This window comes from Arcicella sp. LKC2W, from assembly GCF_034931005.1.
In the GTDB taxonomy this organism is placed as follows: Bacteria; Bacteroidota; Bacteroidia; order Cytophagales; family Spirosomataceae; genus Arcicella.
In genome coordinates this window covers 50,669-77,138 of record NZ_JAYGIN010000002.1, presented here as the reverse complement: position 1 = coordinate 77,138, position 26,470 = coordinate 50,669, and the positions used below count along the sequence as shown (strand labels likewise).

The window sequence follows — 26,470 nt, the reverse complement described above, 5'->3', positions numbered from 1 at the left end:
ATGCCTGAATATCAAAAAATAAAAATAGATAACATCGAGTACAACATTATTGATGCTATACAAGATTTTAGAGCAGAAGATAGCTTTATTCATCGTTCCAATAAGTTAGCACAATTTGATGGTAATGGAGAAAGTAAAAAGCACATAGGTACTTACAGTGGAGAACTTGGGCAAAGAATTTCTAACTTTTTTGAATATTCTTCTTGGGGTTTAGAACATATCGACAAAGAAAAGAAACGAAAAACTATCGATTCAGCAAAGGAAAGTGGTGCTATAATTCAAAATAATACTTGTTTTTTCAGCAAAACCAACTTACTCAAATATTTAGACGATGCCAAAGCTGAGTATTATGCTCAAGAACAAATTTACCACAATGACATAAGCGTTTACTACAACGAGAGGTATAAGGAAGTACAGAATATCAAAACGGAACATATACCATTTTCAATTTATGATGCTTCTGATAATTTGTCTCAAAGACAAAATAGAGGCTACATTAGATCAGATGACTATATTTGGAAACTTTGGCGGGAATTGATTCTTCCCAAAATAAGTTACCTATCCATTTTAAAATTGGTACCTGTTTTGCCAACGACAGGGAATGATAAACCAATATTTTATTTTAGAATTTTATTAGATTATCAATTTCGAACTTTTGTACATCCAAGTGCTTTACAAGTAATTGAAGAAGTAAATGTAGATATTCCAAAAATTGAAGAACTTAAGAAATCATATAGAATTGGGCAAGAAAAATATAGAAAAGCAGTTTTAGAACACATGCCCCAATGCCCTTTCTCGAAGATAACTGACGAAAGACTCTTAATTGCAAGTCACATCAAACCTTACAACGTTTGTATTAAAGAAAAAAAAGAAGATGAAGCTTTAGATTATCTAAATGGCCTTGCTCTATCACCTACTTATGATAAACTTTTTGACCAAGGTTATATTACATTTTTGGATAATGGAGAATTAATATGTGGAACACAATTAAGTTCATACACTTGGGACAAACTAAATATTAATCCAACTGCAAAAAATAAAATGCGTATTTTCCCTGAGAATAGAGAAGCATATTTAGACTATCACAGGAAACATGTATTTCAAGATGACATTGACAATTTGACGTAAAAAATCACCAAATATTGGGTAGTTCACTCTTGGGTATTTTGTATTAGTCTCATCTTATGATAACCAAAAAAGTAACAAGCCTACGTTTCAAAGTATTCAAATTGAAGCAACAACAGTAAGCAGTGGAACAGCCTACCAAAAAACAAGACTTGTTTGTCACCTCTAAAAGTTTCAAGAAAAAATTGCAGGTTTGCTTGAAATTCCTAAATTCGTCAAATTTAAAAAAGTTGTCAAAAACCCTAAACTATCACAAATTGGGTTCTGTGAATATTTTTAAATCAACATAATTAACCTTCGAAGCGGGCAAGACAGCAATCAGAGTTACATCATAAGATTCTGACGGCTATTTTTCATTAATAAGCATGTTGTTCTGAAAATTAATTTAATAGAGTGCAGCAGACAATAAACATTCTACGAATAAAACAGTTTCAAGAAGAAACTAATAAGTCTCCATATCTCTTTCCATATATCTCACAATAAAAAACCCCTTAAAACAATGTTTTAAGGGGTTTTTTGTGGTAAAAGGCGGACTCGAACCGCCGACACACGGATTTTCAGTCCGATGCTCTACCAACTGAGCTATTTCACCATTACTTTTTGGTACTTCCCGATGTGTCATTTGGGACTGCAAAGGTAGGAATGTTTTTTTTAAATCCAAAACTAAAAGCAAAAAAAAAATTAAAAAAATATAAATTAGTATGCTTGCATAACATTTTGAAATTAATAATCTTTGTATCGTTTAGTTTTATCTGTAAATTGTGAAAGTTTAATGCTTGATTTTCGATGTACGATTACAAACATTGAAAATTAAATACCGAATTTCAAATATCGAATAAATATCATGCACATTCTTCAACAAATTCTTTTTGTACTGGCACTGGGTGGTGCTGGTTTTATGATTAGCAAACGTATCGGTATCATCAAAAGCACTATTCTGTTGGGACGTGCTGAAGACCGTTCGGATAATCCTTCGGAACGATTGGCAACGATGATTCGAATTGCCTTTGGACAAAAAAAGATGTTCGACCGTCCTATCGTGGGAATTTTGCACTTTGTAGTTTACGCAGGATTCATTTTAATTAATGTTGAAGTTCTCGAAATTGTCTTAGATGGCATTTTAGGTACGCACCGTTTATTCGCCCCGCTATTGGGTGATTTTTATGGTACTTTAATAAATTTCTTTGAATTTCTGGCTGTGGGTGTATTGGTGGTTTGTGTGATTTTCTTGATTCGTAGAAATATTGTTAAAGTTGAACGCTTACAACCTACTCGCCATCGTGAATTAAATGGGTTTCCTGTAATTGATGCTAATACGATTCTTTTGGCAGAAATTATTTTGATGACGGCTTTATTGACCATGAATGCGGCAGATAGCGTTTTGCAAGACATGGGAAATGAACATTATCATAAAGTAGGAGATTTTGCCTTCTCTGGATTTCTGAAACCTCTGTTTAGTTCTTGGTCGGAAGGAGCTTTGGTTGCTTACGAGCGAATTACTTGGTGGTTGCATATTTTAGGCATTTTAGCTTTTGCTCTTTATGTTACATATTCAAAACATTTGCACATCTTTTTGGCTTTTCCGAATACCTATTTTTCAAATTTGAAACCTAAAGGTGAAATTCCAAATATGCCTGATGTAACGAAGGAAGTACAAATTATGCTGGGAACAGCTCAACCAGATGCCAATGCTTCTACTGAAATTGCTCGTTTTGGAGCGAAAGACGTAAAAGATTTGACTTGGAAAAACCTCATGGATGCGTATTCATGTACGGAATGTGGGCGTTGTACATCGGCTTGTCCTGCGAATATGACAGGAAAACAACTTTCTCCACGTAAAATTATGATGGATACCCGTGACCGTTTGGAAATTGTAGGGGCAAATATGGCTGCAAATGGAGGAAATTTTGTGGACGATGGGAAATCTCTCTACGGTGACCATATTTCTGCCGAAGAACTACGTGCTTGTACTACTTGCAACGCCTGTGTGCAGGAATGCCCAATCAACATTTCTCCTTTGGATATCATTTTACAGTTACGTCGCTACCAAATTATGGAAGAATCGGATGCACCTGCTTCTTGGAATGCTATGTTCTCGAATTTAGAAAATAACCAAGCTCCGTGGAAATTCTCACCAACGGATAGATTTAATTGGGTTGAGGGAGTGAAGTAACACAGACTTCAGTCTGTAATGTTAAAAACAGACTAAAGTCTGTGTTACTAAAAATAAAACAAAATGAAAACATTCTTAAAAATCCTCCTCGCAATCATTGGCGTGGGAACAGTAGGCTACTTGTCGGGTCCAAAACCCGAAGCACCCAAATTGGAAGTTCCTATGTTTAAACTCACAGGAGATTTACCAACTTTAGAGAGCCAAATTAACGAAGGTGAAGCCACTGAAAAAGGGATTCGTCCCAATTGTCAGGCACGTATTGTTTGGGCTGATTCTACCAAAAAAGAGAAAACAAAATTAGCGATTCTCTACATTCACGGCTTTTCGGCTACGCAAGAAGAAGGAAATCCAGTTCATAGAAATTTAGCAAAAAAATACGGTGCCAATCTGTATTTAGCCCGCTTGGCTGGACATGGTATTGATTTAGGAGATTCAACGATGGCAAAAGTTACGACAGATGACTTTATTATTTCGGCAGAAAAAGCGTTGGCAATTGCGAAAAATTTGGGAGATGAAGTAGTGGTCGTAGCAACGTCTTTCGGTGGAGCATTGACGACTTATTTAGCTTCGCAACACCCAGAAATTAAGGCAATCGTTATTTATTCGCCATGTATCAAGATTTATGATGACAATGCTGAATTATTGGATAATCATTGGGGATTAGCTTTAGGAAAAGCCGTTACAGGTACTGAGATTAGGGATTTCCCTCCTGCCAATCCAGACCACGCCAAATATTGGTGTCGTCATTATCACTTAAATGGTGTAATTGCTCTACAAAACTTCTTAACGCACGCAATGAAACCTGAGACTTTTGCAAAGGTAAAATGTCCTGTTTTTATGGGTTATTATTACAAAAATGAAGAAGAACAAGACAAAGTGGTTTCTGTACCTGCGATGTTGAAAATGTTTGACGAATTAGGTTCAAGCAATAAGCAAAAAATGGTTTTTCCAAATGCAGGAAATCATGTGTTGGCATCACCAATTTTATCAAAAGATGTTGACAATATTCAGAAAAAAACGGAGAAATTTTTAGATAAAATATTAATTGAGTGAATTTTGATTACAATTTCAAACTATTAATTCTTAACTGTTAATTGTATTCCCATGCCACCGAACTTAATCCTTTACGCTGTGCCATTCTTTCTTATTTCAGTATTGATAGAAGGCTATTTTTTGTATCGAGAACAATGTGATAGAATTGAAATTAAGGATTCGTTCACATCTATTGCTTTGGGTTTGGGAAATTTGGCTTCGGGCTTAATTACCAAAACCATCATGGCGGGAATATTTTGGTATCTCTACGAAAATTTCAACATTTTTACGCTTGATGGTTCGGCTTGGTGGATGTGGGTTTTGGCATTTTTTGCGGATGATTTAAGTTATTATTGGTTTCATCGTGAAGCTCATTTGATACGTTATTTTTGGGCATCGCATAAAGTGCATCACTCGTCTGAAAAGTACAACTTGGCTTCGGCTTTACGTCAAACTTGGACTGGCAATATTACTTTCTCCTACGTTTTTTATCTTTGGATGCCCATTGTAGGTTTTCATCCAATCGTCATAATTATCATGCAACAAATCAGTTTGTTGTACCAATATTGGATTCATACAGAAACGATTGGCAAAATGTGGCGACCATTTGAATACATTTTCAATACGCCTTCGCACCATCGAGTACATCATGGCTCGGACGTTGAGTATTTAGATTGTAACTACGCAGGAATTTTGATTATTTGGGATAGAATATTTGGGACATTTGTCGAAGAAACGCATCGTCCAAAATATGGATTAGTTGAAAATGTAAATACTTATAATCCCGTAAAAATTGCATTTGGCGAATGGATTGCCATTGGAAAAGACGTTTTTGCTAATCCTAAATATGCTTTGGGCTATATTTTTGGAAAACCAGGATGGAGCCACGACGGGTCAAGAAAAACGGCTCAAGAAATGAAAAAGGAGATTTAAATCAACAATAAAATGACACAAGAAATAGAATATAAAGTGCCAACGATGGCAGAAATGATGGCTTCTGGCGAAACGCCCGAAGTGCTTTTTTGGGTTGGTTGTGCAGGCTCATTTGATGACCGTTATAAAAAAGTAACCATTGCTTTTTGTAAAATTCTGAATCACGTTGGAATAAAGTTTGCCGTTCTCGGCACGGAAGAATCATGTACTGGCGACCCCGCACGTAGAGCAGGGAATGAGTTTTTGTTCCAAATGCAGGCAACCATGAATATTCAAGTGTTGGATGGCTATGGCGTAAAAAAAATCGTGACGGCTTGCCCCCATTGTTTTAATACTTTGAAAAATGAATATCCAGCTTTAGGAGGAAATTATGATGTAATTCACCATTCTACTTTCTTACAAGAATTAATCAACGCTGGAAAAGTAAAATTAGCAGGCGGTGGAGAGTTTAAAGGCAAAAAAATTACTTACCACGATTCTTGCTATTTGGGACGTGCCAATGATATTTATGAAGCTCCGAGAGCAGTTTTAGAAGCATTAGACGCTGATTTGGTAGAAATGAAGCGTTGTAAAACCAAAGGGCTTTGTTGCGGTGCAGGCGGTGGACAAATGTTTAAAGATGCTGAAAAAGGAACGAAGGAAGTAAATATTGAACGCATTGAAGATGCTCTCGAAACGGGTGCAACAACCATTGCGGTAGCGTGTCCTTTTTGCATGACAATGATGTCTGATGGTGTAAAAAATAAGGAAAAGGAGGATTCTGTGAAGATTTATGACTTAGCGGAATTGTTGTTGGAGGCTATGTGATAACCATTGAACTACATTGAAAAGATAGGTTACATAGAAATCAAAGGTTAAAAAGTCGCAAATGATTGATTATCAATAAAATACAACATTTATTGATTCCACAGACATTTCTTCGTAATTTTGTAGAAAATAAACCCTAAAAGAGCCAAGATAAAATCTTTGCTCTTTTTTTGTCATCATGGAAACCATCGTAAAAAAAGATATACGCAAGCAGTCAATCGCTCAAATTAAAGATTTTTTGGCTGAACATAAAGAACAAGCATTTAGAGCTAAACAAGTTTATGAATGGCTTTGGAAAAAGTCCGTTCAGAGTTTTGAGGAAATGACCAATCTTTCTTTAAAAACTCGTGAATTATTAGCCGAACATTTTGAAATTCGTGCGGTGAAAGTAGCTGAAAAACAAGTTAGCTCCGACCGTACCATTAAGTCTTCGTTTGAATTATACGATAAAAATTTGGTAGAAGGCGTACTAATTCCTGCCGATGACCGTATGACGGCTTGTGTGTCGTCGCAAGTGGGTTGCTCTCTGACTTGTAAGTTTTGTGCAACGGGTTATATGGATAGAAAACGGAATCTTGACCCTGCCGAAATCTACGACCAAGTAGTTCGTATCCGTGACCAAGCGGAATCTCATTACCAAACGCCTCTTACTAACATCGTATATATGGGCATGGGCGAGCCGTTGTTGAATTACGCAAATGTTTTAGAATCAGTTAATTACATTACCTCTCCCGAAGGCTTGGGAATGTCGCCAAAGCGTATTACAGTTTCAACGGCAGGTATTGCCAAAATGATTACAAAATTGGGCGATGATGAAGTAAAATTCAATTTGGCACTTTCTTTACACGCTGCCAATGATACAAAACGCAACGAAATTATGCCTATCAATGAGTCAAATACTTTGGAGGCGTTGAAGGAGTCTTTATTACATTTTTATAAAAAAACGGGTAGTAGAATCACCCTTGAATATATTCTATTTTATAAGTTTAATGATACTTTAGACGATGCAAAAGAACTTTGGGAGTTTGCGAAACAGTTTCCTTGCAAAATCAATATTATAGAATACAACCCAATTGCAGAAGCTAATTATACCAATACTGACCCACAAACATTGGCGAAATTTGCCAATTTCTTAGAAGCCAAAAATATGGTGGTAAATGTACGTCGCTCACGTGGAAAAGATATTGATGCGGCTTGTGGACAATTAGCAGGGAAGAAAAAGTAGAGTTTAGATTATAGAGGATAGATTTTAGAGAAACACCACGCTCTAAAATCTATCCTCTATAATCTAAGTATTCATTATAAAAATATATTCCCCAATTGCCATTCCTGCATAAATCAGCATTATTAAACATAAAATTACCTTTCCGATAATTCCCGTAATCAGTCCAATCATTGAACCAATTGCTGCTTTTAAGGCTTTATCTGGTTTAGTTTTTCCGATTATTTCGCCCAAAAATGCCCCTAAAAATGCTCCTAAAAACATTCCAATTGGCGTAAAAAAAAGTCCCAGTAAAAGCCCAATTGTTGAACCCCAAGAGCCGTATGCTGTACCTCCAAATTTCTTTGTTCCCCAAATCGGTGCATAATAATCAAATACGCTCATTGCAATAGTCAATAAGGTAAAGAAAATCAATGTTTTACGATCGAAATCTGCATATTTTGAAGCATTCAAGATAAAAAGTCCAATCAAACTTATTGGTGGACCAGGTAATGGAAGCACCGCACCTGCTAACCCAACAAGCAAACATATTATTGAAGCGATTAATAAAAGAATATCCATATATCTTGATTTAGGATTTATTTCGAAACATTTCTTATCTTGTACGAAGTACGTAAAATTAGATTTATGAAAAAACAATTAGCTCAATTAAACATTGCCAGAATGCTTTCTGAAACAATAGATGACCCTTTAATGGCTGACTTTGTTTCACAAATTGATACCATAAATACTTTAGCTGAAAATAGTAAAGGGTTTGTTTGGAGACTAAAAGATGATGCTGGAAACGCTACGAATATACATCCTTTCGATGATGAACGAATTATTGTAAATATGTCGGTTTGGGAGTCAATTGAAGATTTGATGGAATATGCTTATAAATCAGCTCATTCATCAGTGATGAAAGACCGAAGTAAATGGTTTGAAAAATTTGGGAAGCCGTCAATGGTACTTTGGTATATCGACGAAGGGCAGACTCCAAGCGTAGAAGAAGCTCGTGAACGTTTGGAGTTTTTACAAAAAAATGGAGCGAGTGAATATGCTTTTGATTTTAAAAGCAGGTTTTAGGTATTGGGAGTCAGGTAATCGAAAAAGTTACCAATTACCTAACTCCTAAAATCAAATCTCTGCGGAACGATAAAGGGTTTGTCACACGACAAATGATATCCCACAGATACAACAGATTATACTGATTTTCGCTGATTATTCTTTGTTTTATCTGTGTAAAATCAGTTCAATCTGTGGTCTAAATTTGTCTGCAATATGTTTATAGTTCCAAATCTCTATCTTACTGTTCGTCTGTTCCGTCATCAGTTACTGTTGCCAAACCAACGATTTTATCATTTTGAACAGTAATTTCTAAGAATGAATCACTTGTCCCAAATTGCACACTTATAATTGTCACCCATTCTTCTTCTGTATTATCCACATCACGAAGTTTATACGATTTGGGAAAACGCTTTTTTACTTTCGACATTGGGTCACCCACTTTTAAACCTCCTAAGTTTTCAAGGTTGAAACGAGCAGTTTCCAATTCAAAACCACTCACATTGTCGTCCATCACATAGAAAGCATCTTTACCATAACGATACATTTCAAAATGATTGGCACTCTGAGCATCGGGAGTTTCCTCTTTACGTACAGAATCTGGCGAACCAAATTTCTCCAAAATAACCCCATAATTTGCTCCTAATTTTACTCCTGAAATAGTCATTGAATGAAAATTGAGTGTATCATAATCTCCATTATCGGTAACATTTTTAGTTTTGGACTTGAAAGAAGATAAGGTAAGCGTAATAAAAAAGGCAAGAATAAAGGTAATACTTAATGATTTCATGGGTTTGTTGCTTTATTATTTTGTTAAAATCACTTATCCTGCTCTTCGGCAAGATTAATGAATGCTTCGGTTATGGCTAAACGATTAGGATTATCTTTTCTTATTATTAGGGAATTGTGGTAACGAGTCCCATCTATATCAATAATGGTTGTATTTACTTTTACAAATTCATTTCCTTTAAAAAACTCAACCCATTGGTCAAACTTTCTTTTACGAGCAGATTGTCTGGTATCAGCAGAATCACAAATATAAATAATTACTTGTTCTGGGATTCTCTGGAAAAAGTCCATAAAAATGGAGGCAATCGTAAAAGGTATTTTGGCATCAAGTGGTGGATTTTTTCCTGTGGGATTTAACGCCACTGAAATAACAAACTCAAACGCATCAATTGGGAAAGCCAAATAAGATTCAAAAATATAAGATGTAGGTTTGAATTTTACTTCATATACAATTGAATTTACTGTTTCAAAACCATAAACATTGTCACTTCCTCCTAAAAATAATTTTTTATATGGTAGAACTAATTCGTTATCTTTCATTGATTTCTCTTAATTTTTTCAACATTTCTTGAAATTCAGGCTTTTTAAAATCTTCCTTCGCCTCTCGCATCATTTCCTTTTTATTAGCCATCAATTCTTTTGCAAATGCAATAGCCCTCTTGCTACTTGGTCTATCATTGGGTGAAACTGTAATTTCTATCATGACTTTATTTTTTGATTTACACAAAACTACAAAATATTAAAACATCCTCAAATCGTGGCTAAAAACATCTTTCGGTAATGTAAAGGACTGTATCCTGTTACAACTTTAAATTGCTTATTAAAATGTGAGATATTTCCAAATCCACTTTCAAAACAAACTTCTGCTACTTGTTTGTCGGTACTGGTTAACAAATTACAAGCGTGTTTAATTCTGAATTCGGTTACTAAATCTAAAAATGTCTTCTTTGTTATCTTTTTAAAATACCTACAAAAAGCCGTTTCTGTCATATTGGTCAGGTGAGCTGCCGTTTCCAGATGTACTTCCTGAGTATAATGCTCAATCACATAAGCATAAACTTTATTGATACGTTCTAAATCTACTGGCGACAAATCATACTTTTCTGACTCATCATCAATAATTTCAAAGTCTTTAGAAATAGCTATCGTATTCAATAAGTCCAACAATCCCAAAAGTTTTTGAAAAGGCGGAACGGTTAACAAAAAAATCATTTCTCGGGCAACTCTATCACGAGTTTTTCCTGTAATGCGAATTCCTGCTTTTGCCTTTTCCAACAACAATTTTACAGGTTGTGTCTCTGGATTTTTAAAAAATGCTTCTCCCAAAAAACCGTCCTTAAATTGAACAACGATTGAGCGAGCAGAGTTTTCTACCCCAATCCCATCATTTTTCCAACAATGAGGTACATTTGGACCTAATAAAACCAAATCTCCTTCTTGAAAATCAGCCACCTGATTACCAACAAAGCGTTTTCCTTCGCTTTTCAGTATAAGTGTTAGCTCAAATTCGGGATGAAAATGGTAAGGGGCATCAAAATAAGGAAGCGTAAATTGGCGGAATAAAAAAGAACCGTCCTTAGTGTTGTCTAATTGTTCGAGGGAGGCTTTCATTTGCGGAAAAATTCATCAAATTGATTGAAAACAAAGTAGTTATGGTAAAAATGCACAATTATTAGCAAAAATGACAAAAAGTATCCAAAATTTATTGAAATTACTTTTTTCAACCTTCCAAAATAATCTAAAATACTTCTTTTACTACTCTTGTGGGCTTCCAATAAAAGCTCAATTTTGAATTTTTCTTATTTTGTAACACAGGTTTTAACCTGTATCTTATCTTAAACAGGTTTTAACCTGTATCTTATCTTAAACAGGTTTTAACCTGTATCCTACTTAAACAGATTAAAACCTGCGTTACTCAATGTTTAGGACAACCGCAGTCTTTCTTTTTGAAAATCCCCCAAAGAAAACCTTTTTTACGACGACGCTTTACGACCATGTTAACTTCCGACGAAGTAGCCGAAATAGTTGTCTTTGTTAAATTAGTATTACTCGAAGCCTCTGTTTCTACTTGAAAAGACGCAATTATAACCGTTAAAAGAATTAGCTTTTTCATAAGTTCAAATTTAATAATACTTGAATAACTTTAACGAAAAAGCTTTGCCAAAATGTATCCAATCCTTCTTTTATTTGATTCTGAATCGTGTAAAACTTCCTATCTTTGAGGATTCAAAAATTAAAATACAGATTCAACCATGAACTATATAGAATTAAAACTAACCATCAATCCTGAATTTTCCGATATTTTCATGGCTGAATTAGGCGAAATTGGATATGAGACTTTCACCGAAGAAAACGATGGACTAAACGCCTACATTACCGATGATTTATTTTCAGAAAATGCGGTAGATGAAATTATGGAGCGTTATTTGGGCATGACTCCAATCAGTTATTCATACAAAACGCTTGAAAAAAAGAATTGGAACGAAGAATGGGAAAAAAATTATGAACCCATTTTAACCGCTGATGGACGTGTGCGTGTACGTGCCAGTTTCCACGAAGCAGACCCAAATATTCAGTATGATTTGTTGATAAATCCTAAAATGTCTTTCGGAACGGGACATCACGAAACAACTTCTATGGTTTTGAGTTTGCAAATGAACGTTAATCACGAAGGTAAAAAAGTGCTTGATGTAGGTTGTGGAACGGGTATTTTGGCAATTTTCGCTTCAAAATTAGGAGCATCTTACGTTGCAGGTTTTGACATTGAAGAATGGGCGGCTGAAAATTCGAGAGAAAACTGTCAATTGAACAATTGCGACAATATCATTATTCGTCAAGGAACGATTGAAGATGAGCCTGCCGAACAATATGACATCATTTTGGCTAACATTAACCGAAATATCCTGATGCGTGATATTCCAAAATATGTTGAGTTCATGAAACCTGCACCTGCTCAATTAGTAGTCAGTGGTTTCTATCAACATGACATTGAGGACATTGAAAACGTAGCCAAAGAAGTCGGTTTAAGGAAAGTTCAAACTGAAAATAAAAATAATTGGGCTGCGGTTGTTTTTGAGCGAGTATAAATCAATATTTTCATTTCGGGTATGAAGTTACACACAGAGCCACAGAGAAAAATTAGAGAGCCACAGAGATACAATGACATACTCTAAGGTTCTCATTTTAATCTCTGTGGCTCTCTGTGTAACTTCATATCCAAAACTGATTTGTCATTTAAACAAATGAAATATCAATCCAAAACATTCGTTAATTTTACATAAGATAATACGTGAAATCTATGAACATCAAATCATTTTTAATTAGTCTAACACTCGTACTTGTTTACTCGTTTTCAAACGCACAAGGTCTAAAACTATCGGATAAACCCGAAGAGTTTTTGGCAGATGCTAAAAACTTTTTGGCTCTTTCTGGCAATCCACAAGCAGAAACGATTGCTATCAATTTTGACAAACTTTGGAATTCGGGAAAACTTACCGAACCACAAAAGGGAAAATTAGCAAGTGTTTCTAATTTCATGTTTAAAAAAGGCTACAAACCGCCTCAATTTGTTGGGCTTTTCGATGCCGTAATTTTAGGTATAAATAGTGCTTTGATGCCTCAAACATCATTGGACAATTATTTAGAAACGCTTCGTAAATCGGTGGAAACGGGAGATACTAAAACGACTTTGAGGTATATTGATGTTAGTCGTTTATTTTTCAATAATAGAGCCGTTTATTTTACAAATTTTAACCGCTTATACACATTAAATGGCTCCGTTTCGTTTAAATTCAATGAGCAAAAAATAGAAATCAATAAGGCAGAAAAGCCTCCAGTGAGCAATCAACCTACAAATGCTACTCCCGAGCCAATCAAAAAAGCTAATGCTTGGGAAGATTGGGACGCTCCTCTCCCAACGGCAAACGCCAACAATGCTACAACTCCTGCCATCGCTGATGAACCAATATCACAAGTTTTAAACCCAGGCCCTGTGATGGAATTTAAGGGTATCGACTTAAATATTGTGACTGCTAATGATTCAGTAACCTTAAGAAATACGTCATCAACCCTAAGTTTGAAAGATGGAATTTTGTTGGGAACAGGTGGCACTTTTACTTGGGAAAATGTGGGATTACCTGACGTTTTTGTAACGCTGAATAATTACAGTATGGAAATTAGAAATCCAAAAATTGTTTCAGAATTGGCGGTTATTACCCATAATCAACGACTGAATAGCCCGATTAAAGGAATTTTTGAATTTCAGAGTAAAAAAAGAGCAAAAAATGCTCCAACAAATTATCCAAGATTTATGTCTATGGAAAATGATGTTGTCTTGAAAAATAGTGCTGACATTGAATACAAAGGCGGTTTTACGATGGTTGGAAATAGAATTTCGAGTTCATCTTTGCAGTCAAAATTAGCAACTATTATTGTGAAAAAAGATGGGAAAGTAGCCTTCAGAGTGATTAGTAAACGCTTTGAAGTGGGCGACTCCTTAATTACGTCACCATCCGCTATTTTTACGGGATATTTTGCGGCACAAGATTCTTTATATCATCCTTCGGTAAAACTAAATTATAACCGTAAAAATTTCACCTTACGTTTAAATAAAGTAGATAATGGTGGCTTTAGAGAAACGGCTTATTCAGACAGTTACCATAAATTAGACATTACCGCCGATGCCATGCGTTGGGGTTTAAATGACCAAAGAATGGACTTTTCTATTCTGACCGCTAAGAATGTTGTTCCTGCCCTTTTTGAGTCTTTTGATTATTATAATCCTGAAAGATTCTCCCAAATTTCAGCCAATTATAGTTTTAACCCTCTATTGGTTGTTTCAAATTATATCAAGAAAAATAATCTTCCATTTACCACACTTTCTGAATTAGCCAGAGCTTTCCAAAAAGATGCTAATGCTTTAAAACCTGTATTTTTAGAAATGATGCAAAAGGGGTATTTTGAGTACGACCCCGATGTGGAAGTGTTGAAGTTATCCAGAAAAGGAATGCACAATTTAGCGGTTTTTGGTGCTAAAAAAGATTATGACAACTTCTTGATTCCTTCGTTTTATTCATCAAGCACAAAGGATACAACATCGAACGCCTCCTTAAATTTAAAAGATAATCAATTGATTGTCAGAGGAGTAAAGCAATTTTATCTTTCGGATTCGCTGAATGTTTATATGGCTCCTTACGATAATGTAATCCGTGTAAATAAAGACCGAAATTTTGGTATTAGTGGTGAGTTGAAAACGGGTAATTTCCGTTTTAGAGGAAAAGATTTGTCATTCAATTACGGTGAATTTAGTGTAAAATTGAATAAAATTGATTCGATTACTTTCATTCCTCAAAAAGAATTAGCCAAGAAAGGACGAACAGAAATTGGGGGAGACTTAAAATATGAAGCAGGGGTAATTTATATCAACAAACCAGACAACAAATCGGGTCGTCAGCGTTTGGTTGAATATCCTCGTTTGGTTGTGCCTACGGGCGTAACGGCGTATTTCGACCACCCTTATCGTGCCAATGGAGCTTATAGCAAAAAGATATTTTTCAAAGTACCAAGCATTGATTTTGACAGTTTGAATATCAAGGATATTGATTTTGTAGGAACATTTAATTCAGACGGTATTTTCCCTCCATTCAAAGAAACGCTGATTTCGATGCCTGATAATACTTTAGGTTTTAGCCATAAGGTTATTGAAGGAAAATATAATGTTTATAATAGTAAAACCTTCGTAAAATTTACAAAGCCTTTGTTAATGGATAGACAAGGGCTTCATGCAGAAAGTGAAATCAATCACCTAACGGCACAAATTCAAGCAAAAGATGCCCTTTTTACTGCCGATTCAGTAACGGCTTATGGAACAACGGGGATTATTAATGAAGGAACAGTCGGACAAGCGTACTTTACGAAGGTGGATATTAAAAACTATTCTTTGAAATGGCAACCCAAAGCCGATAGTATGTTGATTGAAACCAAAGGAAATTCTTTTGATTTTTATGCTGCCAGTTCAAAATTAGAAGGAAAATTATTAGTTCGTCAGACGGGTTTATTTGGCTTTGGTAAAGTAAAAAGACAAGATTCGGAAACGGTTTCGGATAATATCAAATTTGGCAAAGAAGCCTTTACCGCTGATATGGCAAACCTTTCGGTTGGCAATAATTTGAAGGTTTCAAAACCTGCTCTTTTAGGAAATAAAATGAATGTAAGTTTCAATTTGGCGACAGGTTTGGTGAGTATCAAAACGCCAACAAATCTAAAAATTGAAGACTCTACCAGTTTATATTTCCCTTATACGGCGTATAAAACATCTATCAATAATGCCGAATGGGACATCAATAAAAAGACGATTACGATGAAAGGTGATGTAAGAAATACCACTTTTACGTCTCTTGAACCATCACAAGAAGGGCTTTCCTTTAATGGCTCTGAAGCATTATATGAAATTGATAAACAATCACTTAACATCAATGGCGTACCATTTATCAAGTCGGCAGATGCAAAGATTATTCCTGACAAAGGAGCAGTTTCGATTCGAAGAGATGCCGAAATGCGTGGATTTTATAATGCTAAATTGCAAATTGATACCGTTAATGGCTATCACAATTTAGTAAATGGAAATATTAGAATTATTTCAAGAGTGAAATTTGAAGGTGATGCAACTTATAGATTCCCAAATCTTGTTGGGGACACCATGAACATTAAAATGGGTAATTTTGAGTTTAAGGAATCACTTGTTGATAACCGTAAAAAAACGAAAGGTTATACCACTACGGCAAAGGCAACCATCGAGCAAACCGATAAATTTCACCTCTCCCCAAAAATTCTTTATCGAGGAGACATCACAATGCTTGCAACAGATAAAAACCTGACACTCAATGGATTTGTTCGTCCAGAATATAAAAACAGAGCAGATGTAATCAATTGGGTTGTGTATAAAGGCAACAGTACAGACGATGTAAATATCCAAATTCAACCTAATATGAAAGGAGATTTGAATGCTCCAATTTATGCAGGTTTACACGCAAGAACTACCTCTACGGGTTTATACACTACCTTCTTAACCAGCAAAGAAGATGTAAAAGATGAAGATATTTTTGTAGTTAATGGTCAGTTAAAAGATATTCCTAAAACGGCTCGCTTTGAAATTGGACCAGATGATAAAAACAAATCTTACGAAGTAAGTCGCTATACTTATGATGACGAAAAGAAAACGCTCAATTTAGAAGGTAATTTCAATTTCTTTAATCCTTCAAATTATGTTCAATCATCAGGTTTTGCCGAAATGCGAGTGGACAGCGGAAAGTATAAATTTGACCAAATGTTGGTTTTAAACTTCCCAATGCCTGCGGAAGTGTTGAAAGCGATGGCTGATAAAATTGTGAAAACCAATTTAGACAGTAGAGACAACGTAAGTGCTGATGAACCCGAAGACAAAGAACACTTATTGTCTAAATTAGCCAATTTATTAGGAGGAAAAACGGTTGAATCATTTGAAAGACGTTTGAAAAATGAACACGTTCCTTTACATAGTATTAACTCAAAACTGAATACTACAATGGTAATTTCAAAAGCCAATTTGCGGTATTCAGACCAAGCCTCTGGCTTTTATTCCGTTGGTAAATTGAGCATTGCCAGTATCGGAGGAACAGATATTAATTCAGAAATTGAAGGGATGGTAGAAATCAAAAAAACCGCCGAAGGTGACGAGTTTTACTTGTATTTAGAACCCTCAACAGATGTTTGGTATTTTATGGGATATTTGAAAAACGAAATGGGGGTAATCTCTTCCGACGGAGAATTTAACAATGCGGTAACTGCCAAATCAAAAGGTGTGAAAAAAGGAAGTGGCAAAAATGCGTACACTTTCTTGGGCGTTGGAGCAGAAGAAAAATTTGCCTTCACCGACCGTTTTACTGACGCATACAGAACCAAAACTGAGAAAGGGAAAAAGGTTACAAAAAAGGACGAAGTGAAAAAAGAAGAGAAAAAGAAGGAGGAAGTCAAGGAAGGTTTTTAAATTTGTATAAATAAAAGATATTTAACATTCATTATGATGGAAAAATCAATAATAGATAGACTTGTTGAGGATAAAAAACAAGCTATTAAAGATGCTAAAAAAAACTTACAAAAACCTGAATATCAAGCAGCTTTGCAAAGATTAAGACTTAGAAATGAAGAAAGAAGAACAGCTATCGTTGGAGTATAAATTTGAATTTGTCGGTGCTGACTATAATTCATACGTTTTTGAAACTTCCTCAAAAATTATTTACGAAATACAGTTCAAACCAACTCCTTATCTTTTCGATTCAAGCAAAGAATATGCTAAGTTCTCTTTTGAATTTATAATTGCTGTTCTTCATAATCCCATTCAAGGTCGTCCTCCACTTGATGGCAATACATCACGAACAATTGCTAAAATTTTTGAAGATTTTTATCAAAAATTCAATAATACCGTAACTATTTATATTTGTGAATCATCCGATAATAGGCAAATGGTTCGTCACCGTAAATTCAATATTTGGTTTGAAGAATTTCACGAAAATATGTTCTTAAAAATTGATACTGTTTTTACGGATACGCAAGGCAAACGTATTCCATCTTCCCTAATTATCAAAAAAGATAATCCTTTCAGAACCCAAATATTTGATGAGTTTGTAAAAATCTCAGACTCTTTCGATAAATAAAATGACCGACCGCTATATGCAAAGAGGCGTTTCTGCCTCCAAAGAAGATGTCCACAAAGCCATCGAAAAACTTGATAAAGGGCTTTTCCCAAAAGCATTTTGTAAAATCTCTCCCGATATGTTGGGCGGAGATGATGCTTTCTGTAATATCATGCACGCCGATGGTGCGGGTACAAAATCATCATTAGCTTACCTTTATTGGAAAGAAACGGGCGATATTTCGGTTTGGCGTGGAATCGCTCAAGATGCCGTTGTGATGAATACCGACGATTTAATTTGTGTTGGTGCAACCGATAATATGCTCCTTTCAAGCACCATTGGGCGTAACAAAAACCTAATTCCAGGGGAAGTTATCGCTGAAATCATCAACGGAACGGAAGATGTTTTAGAAATGCTCCGTGATAATGGCATCGGTATTTGGAGTACAGGCGGTGAAACTGCTGATGTAGGCGATTTAGTGCGTACCATCATCGTGGATTCTACGGTAATTGCGAGAATGAAACGTGCTGATGTAATTTCAAATCATACCATTCAAGCGGGTGATGTAATTGTTGGTTTAGCTTCTGACGGACAAGCAAATTACGAGAATACTTACAACGGAGGAATGGGTTCAAATGGACTTACTTCGGCTCGTCATGATGTTTTAGGGCATTATTTAGCCACAAAATATTCTGAAAGTTTTGACCCTGCCGTTCCTGAAAGTTTAGTTTATAGTGGCTCAAAAAGTTTAACGGATAGCGTTGAAGGAACACCTTTAAACGTAGGGCAATTAATCCTCTCTCCTACTCGCACGTATGCTCCTGTGGTAAAAACACTTTTAAATGAATTGCGCCCTGTCATTCATGGAATGGTTCATTGTTCGGGTGGAGCCCAAACGAAGGTTTTACATTTTGTTGATAATGTTCATATCATCAAAGATAATATGTTTGCTTTGCCTCCTCTTTTCAAAATGATTCAGGCGGAAAGCGGAACAGATTATAAGGAAATGTATAAAGTTTTCAATATGGGACACCGTTTGGAGGTTTATCTTAATCCTCAATATGCTCAAACGGTTATTGATATTGCACAGTCATTTGGTATCAATGCTCAAATTATTGGTCGAGTAGAAGGTTCTGAAAGTAAGCAAGTTACCATCAAATCTGAATTTGGAGAGTTTGTTTATTAGTTAATACAGACTGAAGTCTGTAACAGCTTAGATTTAAAACCATACATACAATTTGTTCACGAGCATTATTAGAAAACATTAAATTTGTATTCTAAATATTAACTCTTACACAAATTTAATCATGGAAGTTCTAAGCATTCTTGAGCCATCTTTCGCCATTATGGCTTGGCAATTATTTTTAATCATTGGCATAATTGTACCAACAATTATTGCAGTTTTCAGTGTAGCAACCAGTAAGTTTGAGAAAAATCAGCAATTGCTATGGTTACTCATTGTGATTTTTGTTCCTTTTGGAACATACATTTATTTCTTTGTAGGATACAAACAACGAATCCGTTAAAACGATTATTCAATATAAAAGCCGTCTCAAAACTTTGAAACGGCTTTTATGTTATAACATTAAATAGTAAAACCAATGAAGAATCTTCTTGCCTCTCCTCACGAAGTCAAAATTACAGGGGCTATCTGGATTGAACGCCAAGATGGTTCTGAACGCTTTTTGGGAAAAGGAAGAATTCAATTATTACAACTTATTATCGAACACGGTTCTATTTCCAAAGCCGCCAAAGCGATGGAAATGTCTTACAAAAGAGCTTGGGATTTAGTCAATTCTATGAACTCTCAAGCACAAAAACCTTTCGTTATTACACAAACTGGCGGCAAAAGTGGGGGTGGAACAATCGTGACCGAAGAAGGTCTTCAAGCCATTGAAGATTATAAAGCCCTTCAAGCTCGTTTTCAAGCATTTCTTTTACAGGAAAATCAATGTTTCCAGTAGGACAGGTTTCAAACCTGTCAATACACAAGAAATAGATTACAAATTTGACAAACAGGTTACAAACCTGTTTTACTTTATTCAAAAAGCAACACTTCAAGTAGGACAGGTTTCAAACCTGTCAATACACAAGAAATAGATTACAAATTTGACAAACAGGTTGGAAACTGTTTTACTTTATTCAAAAAGCAACACTTCAAGTAGGACAGGTTTCCAACCTGTCAATACACAAGAAATAGATTACAAATTTGACAAACAGGTTGGAAACCTGTTTTACCATTCGTTATATTTGCAAAAACATAACGAATTTATGGATTCACATTTCTTACTTCTTCTCCCACTTTTAGCGATTGTAGCTTTTTTATACTCTTCGGTTGGTCATGGTGGGGCGAGTGGCTATTTGGCAGTTATGGCAATTATGGGTATTGCTCCTCCCCTCATGAAATCTTCGGCATTGCTAATGAACCTTGCCGTTTCGTTATTTTCATTTATTGGATTTTATCGAGCAGGTTTTTTTAAACTCAAATTATTTTTACCCTTTGCCATCGCCAGCATTCCAATGGCATATTTTGGGGGAACAATGACGCTTTCAGATTCTATCTATAAGAAAATTTTAGCCGTATGTATTCTTATTTCTATCGCTCGCTTATTATATCAATTTAGAAATGAAGAATCCGAAAATCAAGAAATCCCAACTTGGGCAGGACTCACTACGGGCGGTGTAATTGGCTTATTATCTGGCATGATTGGCATTGGAGGCGGTATTATTTTGAGTCCAGTTATGCTTTTGATGAAGTGGGCAAAACTCAAAGAAACCGCTGCGGTTTCGGCACTTTTTATCTTTGTGAATTCTCTTTCGGGTTTGTACGGACAAATTTCAAAAGGTGGTTTCCAAATTCCTGAAAATCTGCAATGGGCAATTTTAGCGACTATTTTAGGTGGATTATTGGGTTCATATTTCGGTAGTCAGAAATTTAATTTACCAACTTTACGGTATATGCTCGCTTTGGGTTTAGTCATTGCTTGTGCAAAATTGATATTTACTTAGCTCTAATAATTAAAAAAGCCATCTCAAATACATTTGGGATGGCTTTTTTAATTTATCCAATCGAAGGATACTTTATCAAATTCGGGGTGGATACTTTCTTTTTCTTTTCGAGTTGATGAAGGTCTCGCCTTTCTTTTACTTTGAAATTCTCTCCAGTTATTTTGCTGGAAAATTGCTCTGTGTTGTTTCATGTTTTTGTTTCAAAATTAGCTTTAATAAATCAATTAACGGTTATTGATTTATTAACAAATCATCAACAAAACTTAGTTCACTTTCACAACTTTGCCTAATAATTTTCTTCCATTTTCCATTTCAATCGACAATAAAACTGTCCCGTTTTGTAAATCAGAAATATCTAAATTGATTTTATTTAAACCTTGATTCAAATAAACATTTTCTGTTTTTAGGATATGCCCATTGGCAGTTACAAATCTGAATATACTTGGTTGACTGGCAGTTGAGAATATTTCAGCTCTAAATTTTCCAGTATTAGGGTTGGGATAAACAGTTATTTCTTTGTCATAATCATTCTGATTAATGCACAAATCTCTATCTTGACAAATATTTTTTTCCTGACAAGCTAATACAAAAATTTCAGCCTCTGGCAATGTTGTTATTGTTCCTGCATATCGCACGCTTAAACGTCTGGATTTTCCATCTTTAAACAATGCCCAAGCACTCGCAGGAATATCAAAGCAAAAGCTTTTATAAAACAATTTTTCCGAACCTAAGGTATTCACTAAGTCAAAACGATAACCTTTATTGGCTTGCGTTGTCCCTATTTTCTGTTTGTCAAAATATAAATCTAAGGTTAAAATATCATCATAATTATCTGAATTAAAAGCCCAACCATTCAACGAACAACAATTGCCACTTTCCACAAATCCACGATAAGCCAGTGAAGCCACAGGACCATTCTCAATATCAATTGGGTTAGTAATAATGGGTTTATCGCTACAATCGTCGCACTTCTCTCCTACTCCTTTTTGAGTGATAAAAATGGTTTTGGTGATGCCTTCTCCCGAAACTGTAACTTTGGCTGTCCGAGTATCTTTTTCTGAAGATGCTAAAATCTTTAACCGAAAGGTGTTATCAAAAGAACCTGTATCCGCACTTACTGTCAACCAAGTTGCTGATTTTTCTACTTTCCATTTCAAATTTGAACTAACTTTTACTTCAAACTCTGCTCCCGTCGGGAAAACATTGGCTAAAGAATCTGGATTAATGCCCAATCTAAAACGGACACCACACATTCCAGAACCACTTCCAGAACAACGTAATGTTTTTTCTGTTTCGGATTGTGACTCTAAGGACTTATTTGTTCCTCCAAATTTTACCATAATCTTATGCCGAGTGCTACTTTTAAACCAAGCAGTATCAGGAAGAATATATCTGAATGAACGAAAATACGCTTGTTTATTATTAAAGGTGGTAGCTAAATCTGGACGATTTCCCAAATTTGCCTGAGTTGTGCCAATTTTTACGCTATCAACATAAATATCAACGGTTAAGATATTTTCAAGATTTTTACTGTCTAAAGCCCAACCTGTTATTTCTTGACAATCAACACTTTCAACGCCCCCACGATACGTATCTGGAGCATTTGGTAAGGTCGTTAATTTTATACAGGCATTATTATAAGTATCCTTAAAATCAGGAATTGAACCACAAGTTGAATAGTCTGAACTTGGTTGAGTGTAACGAATATCAGTGGCGTATTCTTCATTCAACAATATCCTAACGGGTTTGTTTCCATTGGCATCATAAACGCTTCGCCAGTTTTTATACGACCTACAAGTATTGGTAATATTAGTTCTGTCGGCATTATTACAACCATCATTCGTGAGCATATCCTCAACGCTGTAAAGAGCAACGCCACAGGTTTCAATAGGTTTCATAATTCCATTTGTGCCTTTTACGTATTTATTAACCATTTCGGTAAGCATTTTTTTCTGAGCGGGTTCTTCTAAATTGTAGTTGAAAGCACTCATCAATTTTGCTCCGTGCGTATAACATTCTTCAAATTGTTGCTGTGTGGCAAAAGGACCTTCTGCTTCATTCATTACCCATTTATCAGGAAAACTACTTCGGCAAATATCCGTAATATGTCGGTGGTCGGATAAAGGAGCATTATTTACTTTTATGCCATCTGTACCTTCTCCAATATCTTTAAAACCGTAAGCTCCCATCCGAGTTTCCACGATTGAACCATAATCGTTAATGACTTTTATTCTGTTGTCCACTCCTTTTACGGCTTTTATAAAATTCATGGAATAATTTTTCAATAAAGTGTGGCGGTACATATACCAATCTTGTGTATGTTTTCCGTTACCGATAAAAACACCCCATGCAAAAGAGCCAGCGGGTGCGGTAGGTTCAACGGTATCAAAACTATTGAAATCTTTTCCTCTTGCTCCCCAAATTAATTGAAACTTCTTAAAATCATTACCGTATTTATTCTTTAGAAATTCTCTGAAACCAGCAATAGCCGTTGGCGAATAATCGAAAATTGCATTAAAACCCCCATCATTGCCTTTGGTTGTTTTGTAAGGAAAACCAAATTCTTGTTCAGCCGTTGTTACCACACTCATATAAAGCAAGTCATTGGTATCTAACAAATATTTGTAGCGATTAGCCACTAACCGAGCAAAATTTTGACTTCGTTCTTGAAAAGGTTTGGATGCAAAACTATAAGAAAGTACGTGTCCGCAATCATCAATTAAATCACAACCGTTATATCCTGTTGCTTGTTGTTGCACTCGCTTATTTTTACCTGAAACATCATAGCCAACCATTCTATCGGCATTTGACAGTCCGTCGCATGGAGTTACAGAATTATCATCTGCCGCTCCAATTACCTTTGTATTGCACCACGTGTACATACATACCCGCAAGCAAATTTTCATTCCTCTGCTTTGGGCGTATTGAACCTGTAAGTCGTATTGTTCCCAAGGATTAGGAGAATTCACCTTAAACTGATTGATAACATCCCACCGAACCGTAATGATAACGGCATTCATTCCAATTTCTGAAGCCTTTTGGATTTGGTCAATGTGAGAATTACGATAATCAACATTTACCAACGATAATGCCATGTACCGTTGATTATCTTGAGCTTTTGTAGCAGAATAAGCAAAAATGAGAATGATTAGAAATGTATAGATTTTTTGCATAGAGCAATAGGTTTTTCTTTAGAACGAATTTACGAGAAAGAACTTGCCTAAAAAAACAAAAAGGCTCGTTCAATAATAGAACGAGCCTTTTCAAGATTGATGACAAATAGAAGACTACTCTTCGATTTTATCTTCTTTCTTAGCTTTTTTAGCTTTTTTTGGAGCTTCTTCAGCAACAACTTCAACTGGAGCAGCAACTTCTACCGCTTTCGCAGCTGGAGCAGCAACTACAACAGTGCTGAAAGGCAATACATCCACGATAGAACGTCCTTTAAATCCTTTTTTGAAAGTTACTAAACCATCAGCTAAAGCAAATAAAGTATGGTCTTTTCCAAGACCTACGTTTACGCCAGGATTATGAGCTGTTCCTCTTTGACGAACAATGATATTTCCTGCAATTGCTGGCTGACCTCCGAAAATTTTAACGCCGAGGCGTTTACTGTGTGACTCACGGCCGTTCTTCGAACTACCCGCACCTTTTTTGTGTGCCATTTCTTTTGAATGAGTTTATGAGTAAGAAGTGATAAGTTTTTGAGTTATTGTTTATGAGTTGAATAACTCTTAAACCTAACCCATAATACCTAACTCCTACAATGTGATTCCTTCGATTAATACTTTCGTCAAATCTTGACGGTGGCCGTTTTGCTTTTGATAGCCTTTACGACGTTTTTTCTTGAAAACAAGAACTTTTTCCCCACGAACGTGAGCTAAAATTTTACCTGAAACTGTTGCACCTGCTACTGTCGGAAGACCTACTTTGATGTCCCCGTCATTATCGACAAGAAGAACCTTATCGAAAACCAGTGCAGCGCCTTCCTCTCCCGCCAAACGGTGGGTGTAGAGGTAACGGTCTTTCTCAACTTTAAATTGCTGACCAGCGATTTCTACGATTGCGTACATTTGTAAATTATTTAGTAATGAAAATTTAATTTGGGTTGCAAAGGTACAGCTTTTGTTTTGAAATCTAAAAGTTATCGACTACTTTTATTTCAAATTTTATGATTAATTTTATTCATTTCTTTTTTTATAACACTCTGTATAATAGAACGTTATAAGATTCATTAACGAGCAATTGTTTGAAATCTAATCATAACCTTGAATAAACAATCCAAAAACAAATAATTATGTCTTGGAATAGAATGCCCAAAATACTGTTTTTAGGACTGTATTTGTCTGTTTTTCAAGTTGTTGGTCAAAATCAGAAAATAGAAATTGTCAAATTTGAACATTTGCAACAACTGATAAATCATGCCACAGATACAACTTTAGTTGTGCATTTTTGGGCTACTTGGTGCCGTCCTTGCATAGAAGAACTACCGAGTCTTGAAAAACTAAGTCAAGAATATTCAAGCAAAAAAGTTCGATTTTTGATGGTTAGTATGGATTTTCCAAAAGATTTACAGGAAAAGGTTCATTCTTTTGTCAATAAAAATAGCATTGAGTCGGACGTTGTTTTATTAGACGAACCCGATTACAATGCTTGGATTGATGATATTGATAAAGATTGGTCGGGTACTATTCCCGCTACTTTGTTGGTAAATTTAACCATGCAAAAACGTGTTTTCTTTGAAGGACAAGTAAACATGGAACATTTTTTGGAAGAGTTAAAAAAAATGACACCTGCTGACGGGGCTAATTAGCTTTATATTTGTGAATGCGTAATTAAGTTTTATCTGCTTTTTTTATAATCGCTAAATCATAACTCACTGATTCACCATTCGACCTTGTTACTTTATAAACTTTAAACGTCTGAATAATAACACATTAAAAGTATTAAAAATGAAAAAAATCATGAAAAAAATATACATTTTAAGTTCTGTCGGAGTGTTACTGATGGGATTTACGATACTGTTTGCTTTCAAAAATAAATCAACTACTATTACTGACAAAGGCTATGGTATCGGCGACGTTGTTGCTGATTTTAAGCTAAAAAGTACCTCAGGTGGAGTGACCTCAATGGCAGAAAATCGTTCGACAAAGGGTTATATAATCGTTTTTACGTGTAATCACTGTCCATTTTCAAAGGCTTATGAGAGTCGTATCATGGCGTTGGACAAAAAATATGCGTCACAAGGCTATCCTGTTTTAGCCATAAATCCCAATGACCCAACAGCTTACGAAGAGGATTCTTTCGAAAATATGCAAGCCGTAGCCAAGTCTAAAGGTTATACTTTTGAGTATTTACAAGATGAAACGCAAAATGTAGCTCGTGCTTTTGGGGCAGCTCGTACACCTTCTGTTTATGTGGTTAAGCGTGAAGGCGACAAGTTTATTATGCAATACATTGGCGGAATTGACGACAACACGCAAGATGCTAACGGTGTAACTAAACGCTATGTTGAAGATGCCGTAAATAGTTTATTAGTAGGAAAGCCCGTGGTGGTAAATATCACGAAGTCGGTGGGATGTGCTATTAAATGGAAAGGCATTTAAGATTACTTTCTAATAGATTTTAAGTACGGCTTCGTTTTAAACGAAGCCGTACTTGTTTATA

26 protein-coding genes, 1 tRNA gene and 1 pseudogene are annotated in these 26,470 nt (G+C 35.5%); 17 read left to right on the top strand and 11 right to left on the bottom strand.

Annotation, left to right across the window (positions count from 1 at the left end):
* On the top strand, window positions 1-1,128 hold the full coding sequence (locus VB796_RS02105) for an HNH endonuclease (protein WP_323344860.1): 1,128 nt from the start codon (window positions 1-3) through the stop codon (window positions 1,126-1,128).
* Between the two features lie 516 nt (window positions 1,129-1,644).
* Here the strand turns inward: VB796_RS02105 and VB796_RS02100 are convergent.
* A tRNA-Phe gene (locus VB796_RS02100) sits at window positions 1,645-1,717 on the bottom strand.
* A 252-nt stretch (window positions 1,718-1,969) separates the two neighbouring features.
* Between VB796_RS02100 and VB796_RS02095 the strand changes: the two genes are divergently transcribed.
* The 5 genes from VB796_RS02095 to rlmN all read left to right on the top strand — a co-directional run bounded on the left by VB796_RS02095 (window position 1,970) and on the right by rlmN (window position 7,295).
* Window positions 1,970-3,298 carry a (Fe-S)-binding protein gene (locus tag VB796_RS02095; protein ID WP_323344859.1) on the top strand — a complete coding sequence of 443 codons (1,329 nt, stop codon included), beginning with the start codon at window positions 1,970-1,972 and terminating at the stop codon, window positions 3,296-3,298.
* Window positions 3,299-3,361: 63 nt separating this feature from the next.
* Complete coding sequence (locus VB796_RS02090; RefSeq protein WP_323344858.1) at window positions 3,362-4,351, top strand: alpha/beta hydrolase; 990 nt, start codon at window positions 3,362-3,364, stop codon at window positions 4,349-4,351.
* A gap of 51 nt (window positions 4,352-4,402) precedes the next feature.
* On the top strand, window positions 4,403-5,263 hold the full coding sequence (locus tag VB796_RS02085; RefSeq protein ID WP_323344857.1) for a sterol desaturase family protein: 861 nt from the start codon (window positions 4,403-4,405) through the stop codon (window positions 5,261-5,263).
* A gap of 12 nt (window positions 5,264-5,275) precedes the next feature.
* A complete protein-coding gene (locus VB796_RS02080) occupies window positions 5,276-6,070 on the top strand; it encodes a (Fe-S)-binding protein (RefSeq protein WP_323344856.1) in 795 nt (264 codons plus the stop codon).
* A gap of 178 nt (window positions 6,071-6,248) precedes the next feature.
* Entirely contained in the window at window positions 6,249-7,295 is a 1,047-nt protein-coding gene (rlmN, locus tag VB796_RS02075) for a 23S rRNA (adenine(2503)-C(2))-methyltransferase RlmN (RefSeq protein ID WP_323344855.1), read from the top strand.
* Between the two features lie 63 nt (window positions 7,296-7,358).
* Here rlmN and VB796_RS02070 read toward each other — a convergent pair whose 3' ends face one another.
* On the bottom strand, window positions 7,359-7,853 hold the full coding sequence (locus VB796_RS02070; RefSeq protein ID WP_323344854.1) for a DUF456 domain-containing protein: 495 nt from the start codon (window positions 7,851-7,853) through the stop codon (window positions 7,359-7,361).
* Window positions 7,854-7,919: 66 nt separating this feature from the next.
* Between VB796_RS02070 and VB796_RS02065 the strand changes: the two genes are divergently transcribed.
* A complete protein-coding gene (locus VB796_RS02065) occupies window positions 7,920-8,357 on the top strand; it encodes a DUF3291 domain-containing protein (protein ID WP_323344853.1) in 438 nt (145 codons plus the stop codon).
* Between the two features lie 220 nt (window positions 8,358-8,577).
* Here the strand turns inward: VB796_RS02065 and VB796_RS02060 are convergent, their stop codons facing one another.
* From VB796_RS02060 to VB796_RS02040, 5 genes are all read right to left on the bottom strand, one after another.
* Window positions 8,578-9,126, bottom strand: a complete 549-nt coding sequence (locus tag VB796_RS02060; RefSeq protein ID WP_323344852.1) for a hypothetical protein — start codon at window positions 9,124-9,126, stop codon at window positions 8,578-8,580.
* Between the two features lie 29 nt (window positions 9,127-9,155).
* Window positions 9,156-9,665: a DUF6169 family protein gene (locus tag VB796_RS02055; RefSeq protein WP_323344851.1), complete on the bottom strand. Its 510-nt coding sequence runs from the start codon at window positions 9,663-9,665 to the stop codon at window positions 9,156-9,158.
* The gene (locus tag VB796_RS02050; protein WP_323344850.1) at window positions 9,655-9,828 is read right to left on the bottom strand and encodes a hypothetical protein; all 174 of its coding nucleotides are present in this window, start codon (window positions 9,826-9,828) and stop codon (window positions 9,655-9,657) included. The genes VB796_RS02055 and VB796_RS02050 overlap by 11 nt, the downstream gene beginning before the upstream one ends.
* A gap of 47 nt (window positions 9,829-9,875) precedes the next feature.
* Entirely contained in the window at window positions 9,876-10,736 is an 861-nt protein-coding gene (locus VB796_RS02045) for an AraC family transcriptional regulator (RefSeq protein ID WP_323344849.1), read from the bottom strand.
* A gap of 304 nt (window positions 10,737-11,040) precedes the next feature.
* Window positions 11,041-11,238, bottom strand: a complete 198-nt coding sequence (locus VB796_RS02040; RefSeq protein WP_323344848.1) for a hypothetical protein — start codon at window positions 11,236-11,238, stop codon at window positions 11,041-11,043.
* A gap of 139 nt (window positions 11,239-11,377) precedes the next feature.
* Between VB796_RS02040 and prmA the strand changes: the two genes are divergently transcribed.
* The 8 genes from prmA (at window position 11,378) to VB796_RS02000 (ending at window position 20,803) form a co-directional block, all read left to right on the top strand.
* Window positions 11,378-12,211: a 50S ribosomal protein L11 methyltransferase gene (prmA, locus tag VB796_RS02035; protein ID WP_323344847.1), complete on the top strand. Its 834-nt coding sequence runs from the start codon at window positions 11,378-11,380 to the stop codon at window positions 12,209-12,211.
* Window positions 12,212-12,423: 212 nt separating this feature from the next.
* The gene (locus tag VB796_RS02030; RefSeq protein WP_323344846.1) at window positions 12,424-17,148 is read left to right on the top strand and encodes a hypothetical protein; all 4,725 of its coding nucleotides are present in this window, start codon (window positions 12,424-12,426) and stop codon (window positions 17,146-17,148) included.
* A 36-nt stretch (window positions 17,149-17,184) separates the two neighbouring features.
* Window positions 17,185-17,337: a hypothetical protein gene (locus VB796_RS02025; RefSeq protein WP_323344845.1), complete on the top strand. Its 153-nt coding sequence runs from the start codon at window positions 17,185-17,187 to the stop codon at window positions 17,335-17,337.
* A complete protein-coding gene (locus tag VB796_RS02020; protein WP_323344844.1) occupies window positions 17,303-17,815 on the top strand; it encodes a DUF6169 family protein in 513 nt (170 codons plus the stop codon). The genes VB796_RS02025 and VB796_RS02020 overlap by 35 nt, the downstream gene beginning before the upstream one ends.
* Before the next feature lies 1 nt (window position 17,816).
* Window positions 17,817-18,980: an AIR synthase related protein gene (locus VB796_RS02015; protein ID WP_323344843.1), complete on the top strand. Its 1,164-nt coding sequence runs from the start codon at window positions 17,817-17,819 to the stop codon at window positions 18,978-18,980.
* 121 nt (window positions 18,981-19,101) lie between these two features.
* Window positions 19,102-19,320: a PLDc N-terminal domain-containing protein gene (locus tag VB796_RS02010; protein WP_323344842.1), complete on the top strand. Its 219-nt coding sequence runs from the start codon at window positions 19,102-19,104 to the stop codon at window positions 19,318-19,320.
* 75 nt (window positions 19,321-19,395) lie between these two features.
* Window positions 19,396-19,758: a ModE family transcriptional regulator gene (locus VB796_RS02005; RefSeq protein WP_323344841.1), complete on the top strand. Its 363-nt coding sequence runs from the start codon at window positions 19,396-19,398 to the stop codon at window positions 19,756-19,758.
* 307 nt (window positions 19,759-20,065) lie between these two features.
* Window positions 20,066-20,803, top strand: a complete 738-nt coding sequence (locus tag VB796_RS02000; RefSeq protein WP_323344840.1) for a sulfite exporter TauE/SafE family protein — start codon at window positions 20,066-20,068, stop codon at window positions 20,801-20,803.
* Window positions 20,804-20,850: 47 nt separating this feature from the next.
* Here VB796_RS02000 and VB796_RS01995 read toward each other — a convergent pair whose 3' ends face one another.
* The 4 genes and pseudogenes from VB796_RS01995 to rplU all read right to left on the bottom strand — a co-directional run bounded on the left by VB796_RS01995 (window position 20,851) and on the right by rplU (window position 24,876).
* Window positions 20,851-20,994 (bottom strand): hypothetical protein, encoded by a 144-nt coding sequence (locus tag VB796_RS01995; protein WP_323344839.1) that lies wholly within the window; start codon window positions 20,992-20,994, stop codon window positions 20,851-20,853.
* A 72-nt stretch (window positions 20,995-21,066) separates the two neighbouring features.
* On the bottom strand, window positions 21,067-23,976 hold the full coding sequence (locus tag VB796_RS01990; protein WP_323344838.1) for a BACON domain-containing protein: 2,910 nt from the start codon (window positions 23,974-23,976) through the stop codon (window positions 21,067-21,069).
* 243 nt (window positions 23,977-24,219) lie between these two features.
* A pseudogene (gene rpmA, locus VB796_RS01985) lies at window positions 24,220-24,468 on the bottom strand (50S ribosomal protein L27); the annotation flags it as partial.
* A 96-nt stretch (window positions 24,469-24,564) separates the two neighbouring features.
* On the bottom strand, window positions 24,565-24,876 hold the full coding sequence (rplU, locus tag VB796_RS01980) for a 50S ribosomal protein L21 (protein WP_323344837.1): 312 nt from the start codon (window positions 24,874-24,876) through the stop codon (window positions 24,565-24,567).
* A 224-nt stretch (window positions 24,877-25,100) separates the two neighbouring features.
* On the opposite strand from rplU, the gene VB796_RS01975 reads away from it, so the two are divergent.
* On the top strand, window positions 25,101-25,616 hold the full coding sequence (locus tag VB796_RS01975; protein ID WP_323344836.1) for a TlpA family protein disulfide reductase: 516 nt from the start codon (window positions 25,101-25,103) through the stop codon (window positions 25,614-25,616).
* A gap of 151 nt (window positions 25,617-25,767) precedes the next feature.
* Window positions 25,768-26,409, top strand: coding sequence for a thioredoxin family protein (locus VB796_RS01970; RefSeq protein ID WP_323344835.1), 642 nt, complete (start codon window positions 25,768-25,770; stop codon window positions 26,407-26,409).
* The last annotated feature ends 61 nt before the right edge of the window (window positions 26,410-26,470 follow it).

What these genes read in the sequence shown, in the direction of transcription:
- VB796_RS02050 (WP_323344850.1), bottom strand. Translation starts at nt 9,828, where the DNA reads ATGATAGAAATTACAGTTTCACCCAATGATAGACCAAGTAGCAAGAGG.
- VB796_RS02000 (WP_323344840.1), top strand. Translation starts at nt 20,066, where the DNA reads ATGGATTCACATTTCTTACTTCTTCTCCCACTTTTAGCGATTGTAGCT.
- VB796_RS02045 (WP_323344849.1), bottom strand. Translation starts at nt 10,736, where the DNA reads ATGAAAGCCTCCCTCGAACAATTAGACAACACTAAGGACGGTTCTTTT.
- VB796_RS02030 (WP_323344846.1), top strand. Translation starts at nt 12,424, where the DNA reads ATGAACATCAAATCATTTTTAATTAGTCTAACACTCGTACTTGTTTAC.
- VB796_RS02090 (WP_323344858.1), top strand. Translation starts at nt 3,362, where the DNA reads ATGAAAACATTCTTAAAAATCCTCCTCGCAATCATTGGCGTGGGAACA.
- VB796_RS02005 (WP_323344841.1), top strand. Translation starts at nt 19,396, where the DNA reads ATGAAGAATCTTCTTGCCTCTCCTCACGAAGTCAAAATTACAGGGGCT.
- VB796_RS02060 (WP_323344852.1), bottom strand. Translation starts at nt 9,126, where the DNA reads ATGAAATCATTAAGTATTACCTTTATTCTTGCCTTTTTTATTACGCTT.
- VB796_RS02070 (WP_323344854.1), bottom strand. Translation starts at nt 7,853, where the DNA reads ATGGATATTCTTTTATTAATCGCTTCAATAATATGTTTGCTTGTTGGG.
- VB796_RS01990 (WP_323344838.1), bottom strand. Translation starts at nt 23,976, where the DNA reads ATGCAAAAAATCTATACATTTCTAATCATTCTCATTTTTGCTTATTCT.
- VB796_RS02015 (WP_323344843.1), top strand. Translation starts at nt 17,817, where the DNA reads ATGACCGACCGCTATATGCAAAGAGGCGTTTCTGCCTCCAAAGAAGAT.
- rlmN (WP_323344855.1), top strand. Translation starts at nt 6,249, where the DNA reads ATGGAAACCATCGTAAAAAAAGATATACGCAAGCAGTCAATCGCTCAA.
- VB796_RS02095 (WP_323344859.1), top strand. Translation starts at nt 1,970, where the DNA reads ATGCACATTCTTCAACAAATTCTTTTTGTACTGGCACTGGGTGGTGCT.
- VB796_RS01970 (WP_323344835.1), top strand. Translation starts at nt 25,768, where the DNA reads ATGAAAAAAATATACATTTTAAGTTCTGTCGGAGTGTTACTGATGGGA.
- VB796_RS02040 (WP_323344848.1), bottom strand. Translation starts at nt 11,238, where the DNA reads ATGAAAAAGCTAATTCTTTTAACGGTTATAATTGCGTCTTTTCAAGTA.
- VB796_RS01995 (WP_323344839.1), bottom strand. Translation starts at nt 20,994, where the DNA reads ATGAAACAACACAGAGCAATTTTCCAGCAAAATAACTGGAGAGAATTT.
- prmA (WP_323344847.1), top strand. Translation starts at nt 11,378, where the DNA reads ATGAACTATATAGAATTAAAACTAACCATCAATCCTGAATTTTCCGAT.
- VB796_RS02010 (WP_323344842.1), top strand. Translation starts at nt 19,102, where the DNA reads ATGGAAGTTCTAAGCATTCTTGAGCCATCTTTCGCCATTATGGCTTGG.
- VB796_RS02025 (WP_323344845.1), top strand. Translation starts at nt 17,185, where the DNA reads ATGGAAAAATCAATAATAGATAGACTTGTTGAGGATAAAAAACAAGCT.
- VB796_RS02065 (WP_323344853.1), top strand. Translation starts at nt 7,920, where the DNA reads ATGAAAAAACAATTAGCTCAATTAAACATTGCCAGAATGCTTTCTGAA.
- VB796_RS02105 (WP_323344860.1), top strand. Translation starts at nt 1, where the DNA reads ATGCCTGAATATCAAAAAATAAAAATAGATAACATCGAGTACAACATT.
- VB796_RS02020 (WP_323344844.1), top strand. Translation starts at nt 17,303, where the DNA reads ATGAAGAAAGAAGAACAGCTATCGTTGGAGTATAAATTTGAATTTGTC.
- VB796_RS02080 (WP_323344856.1), top strand. Translation starts at nt 5,276, where the DNA reads ATGACACAAGAAATAGAATATAAAGTGCCAACGATGGCAGAAATGATG.
- rplU (WP_323344837.1), bottom strand. Translation starts at nt 24,876, where the DNA reads ATGTACGCAATCGTAGAAATCGCTGGTCAGCAATTTAAAGTTGAGAAA.
- VB796_RS02055 (WP_323344851.1), bottom strand. Translation starts at nt 9,665, where the DNA reads ATGAAAGATAACGAATTAGTTCTACCATATAAAAAATTATTTTTAGGA.
- VB796_RS02085 (WP_323344857.1), top strand. Translation starts at nt 4,403, where the DNA reads ATGCCACCGAACTTAATCCTTTACGCTGTGCCATTCTTTCTTATTTCA.
- VB796_RS01975 (WP_323344836.1), top strand. Translation starts at nt 25,101, where the DNA reads ATGTCTTGGAATAGAATGCCCAAAATACTGTTTTTAGGACTGTATTTG.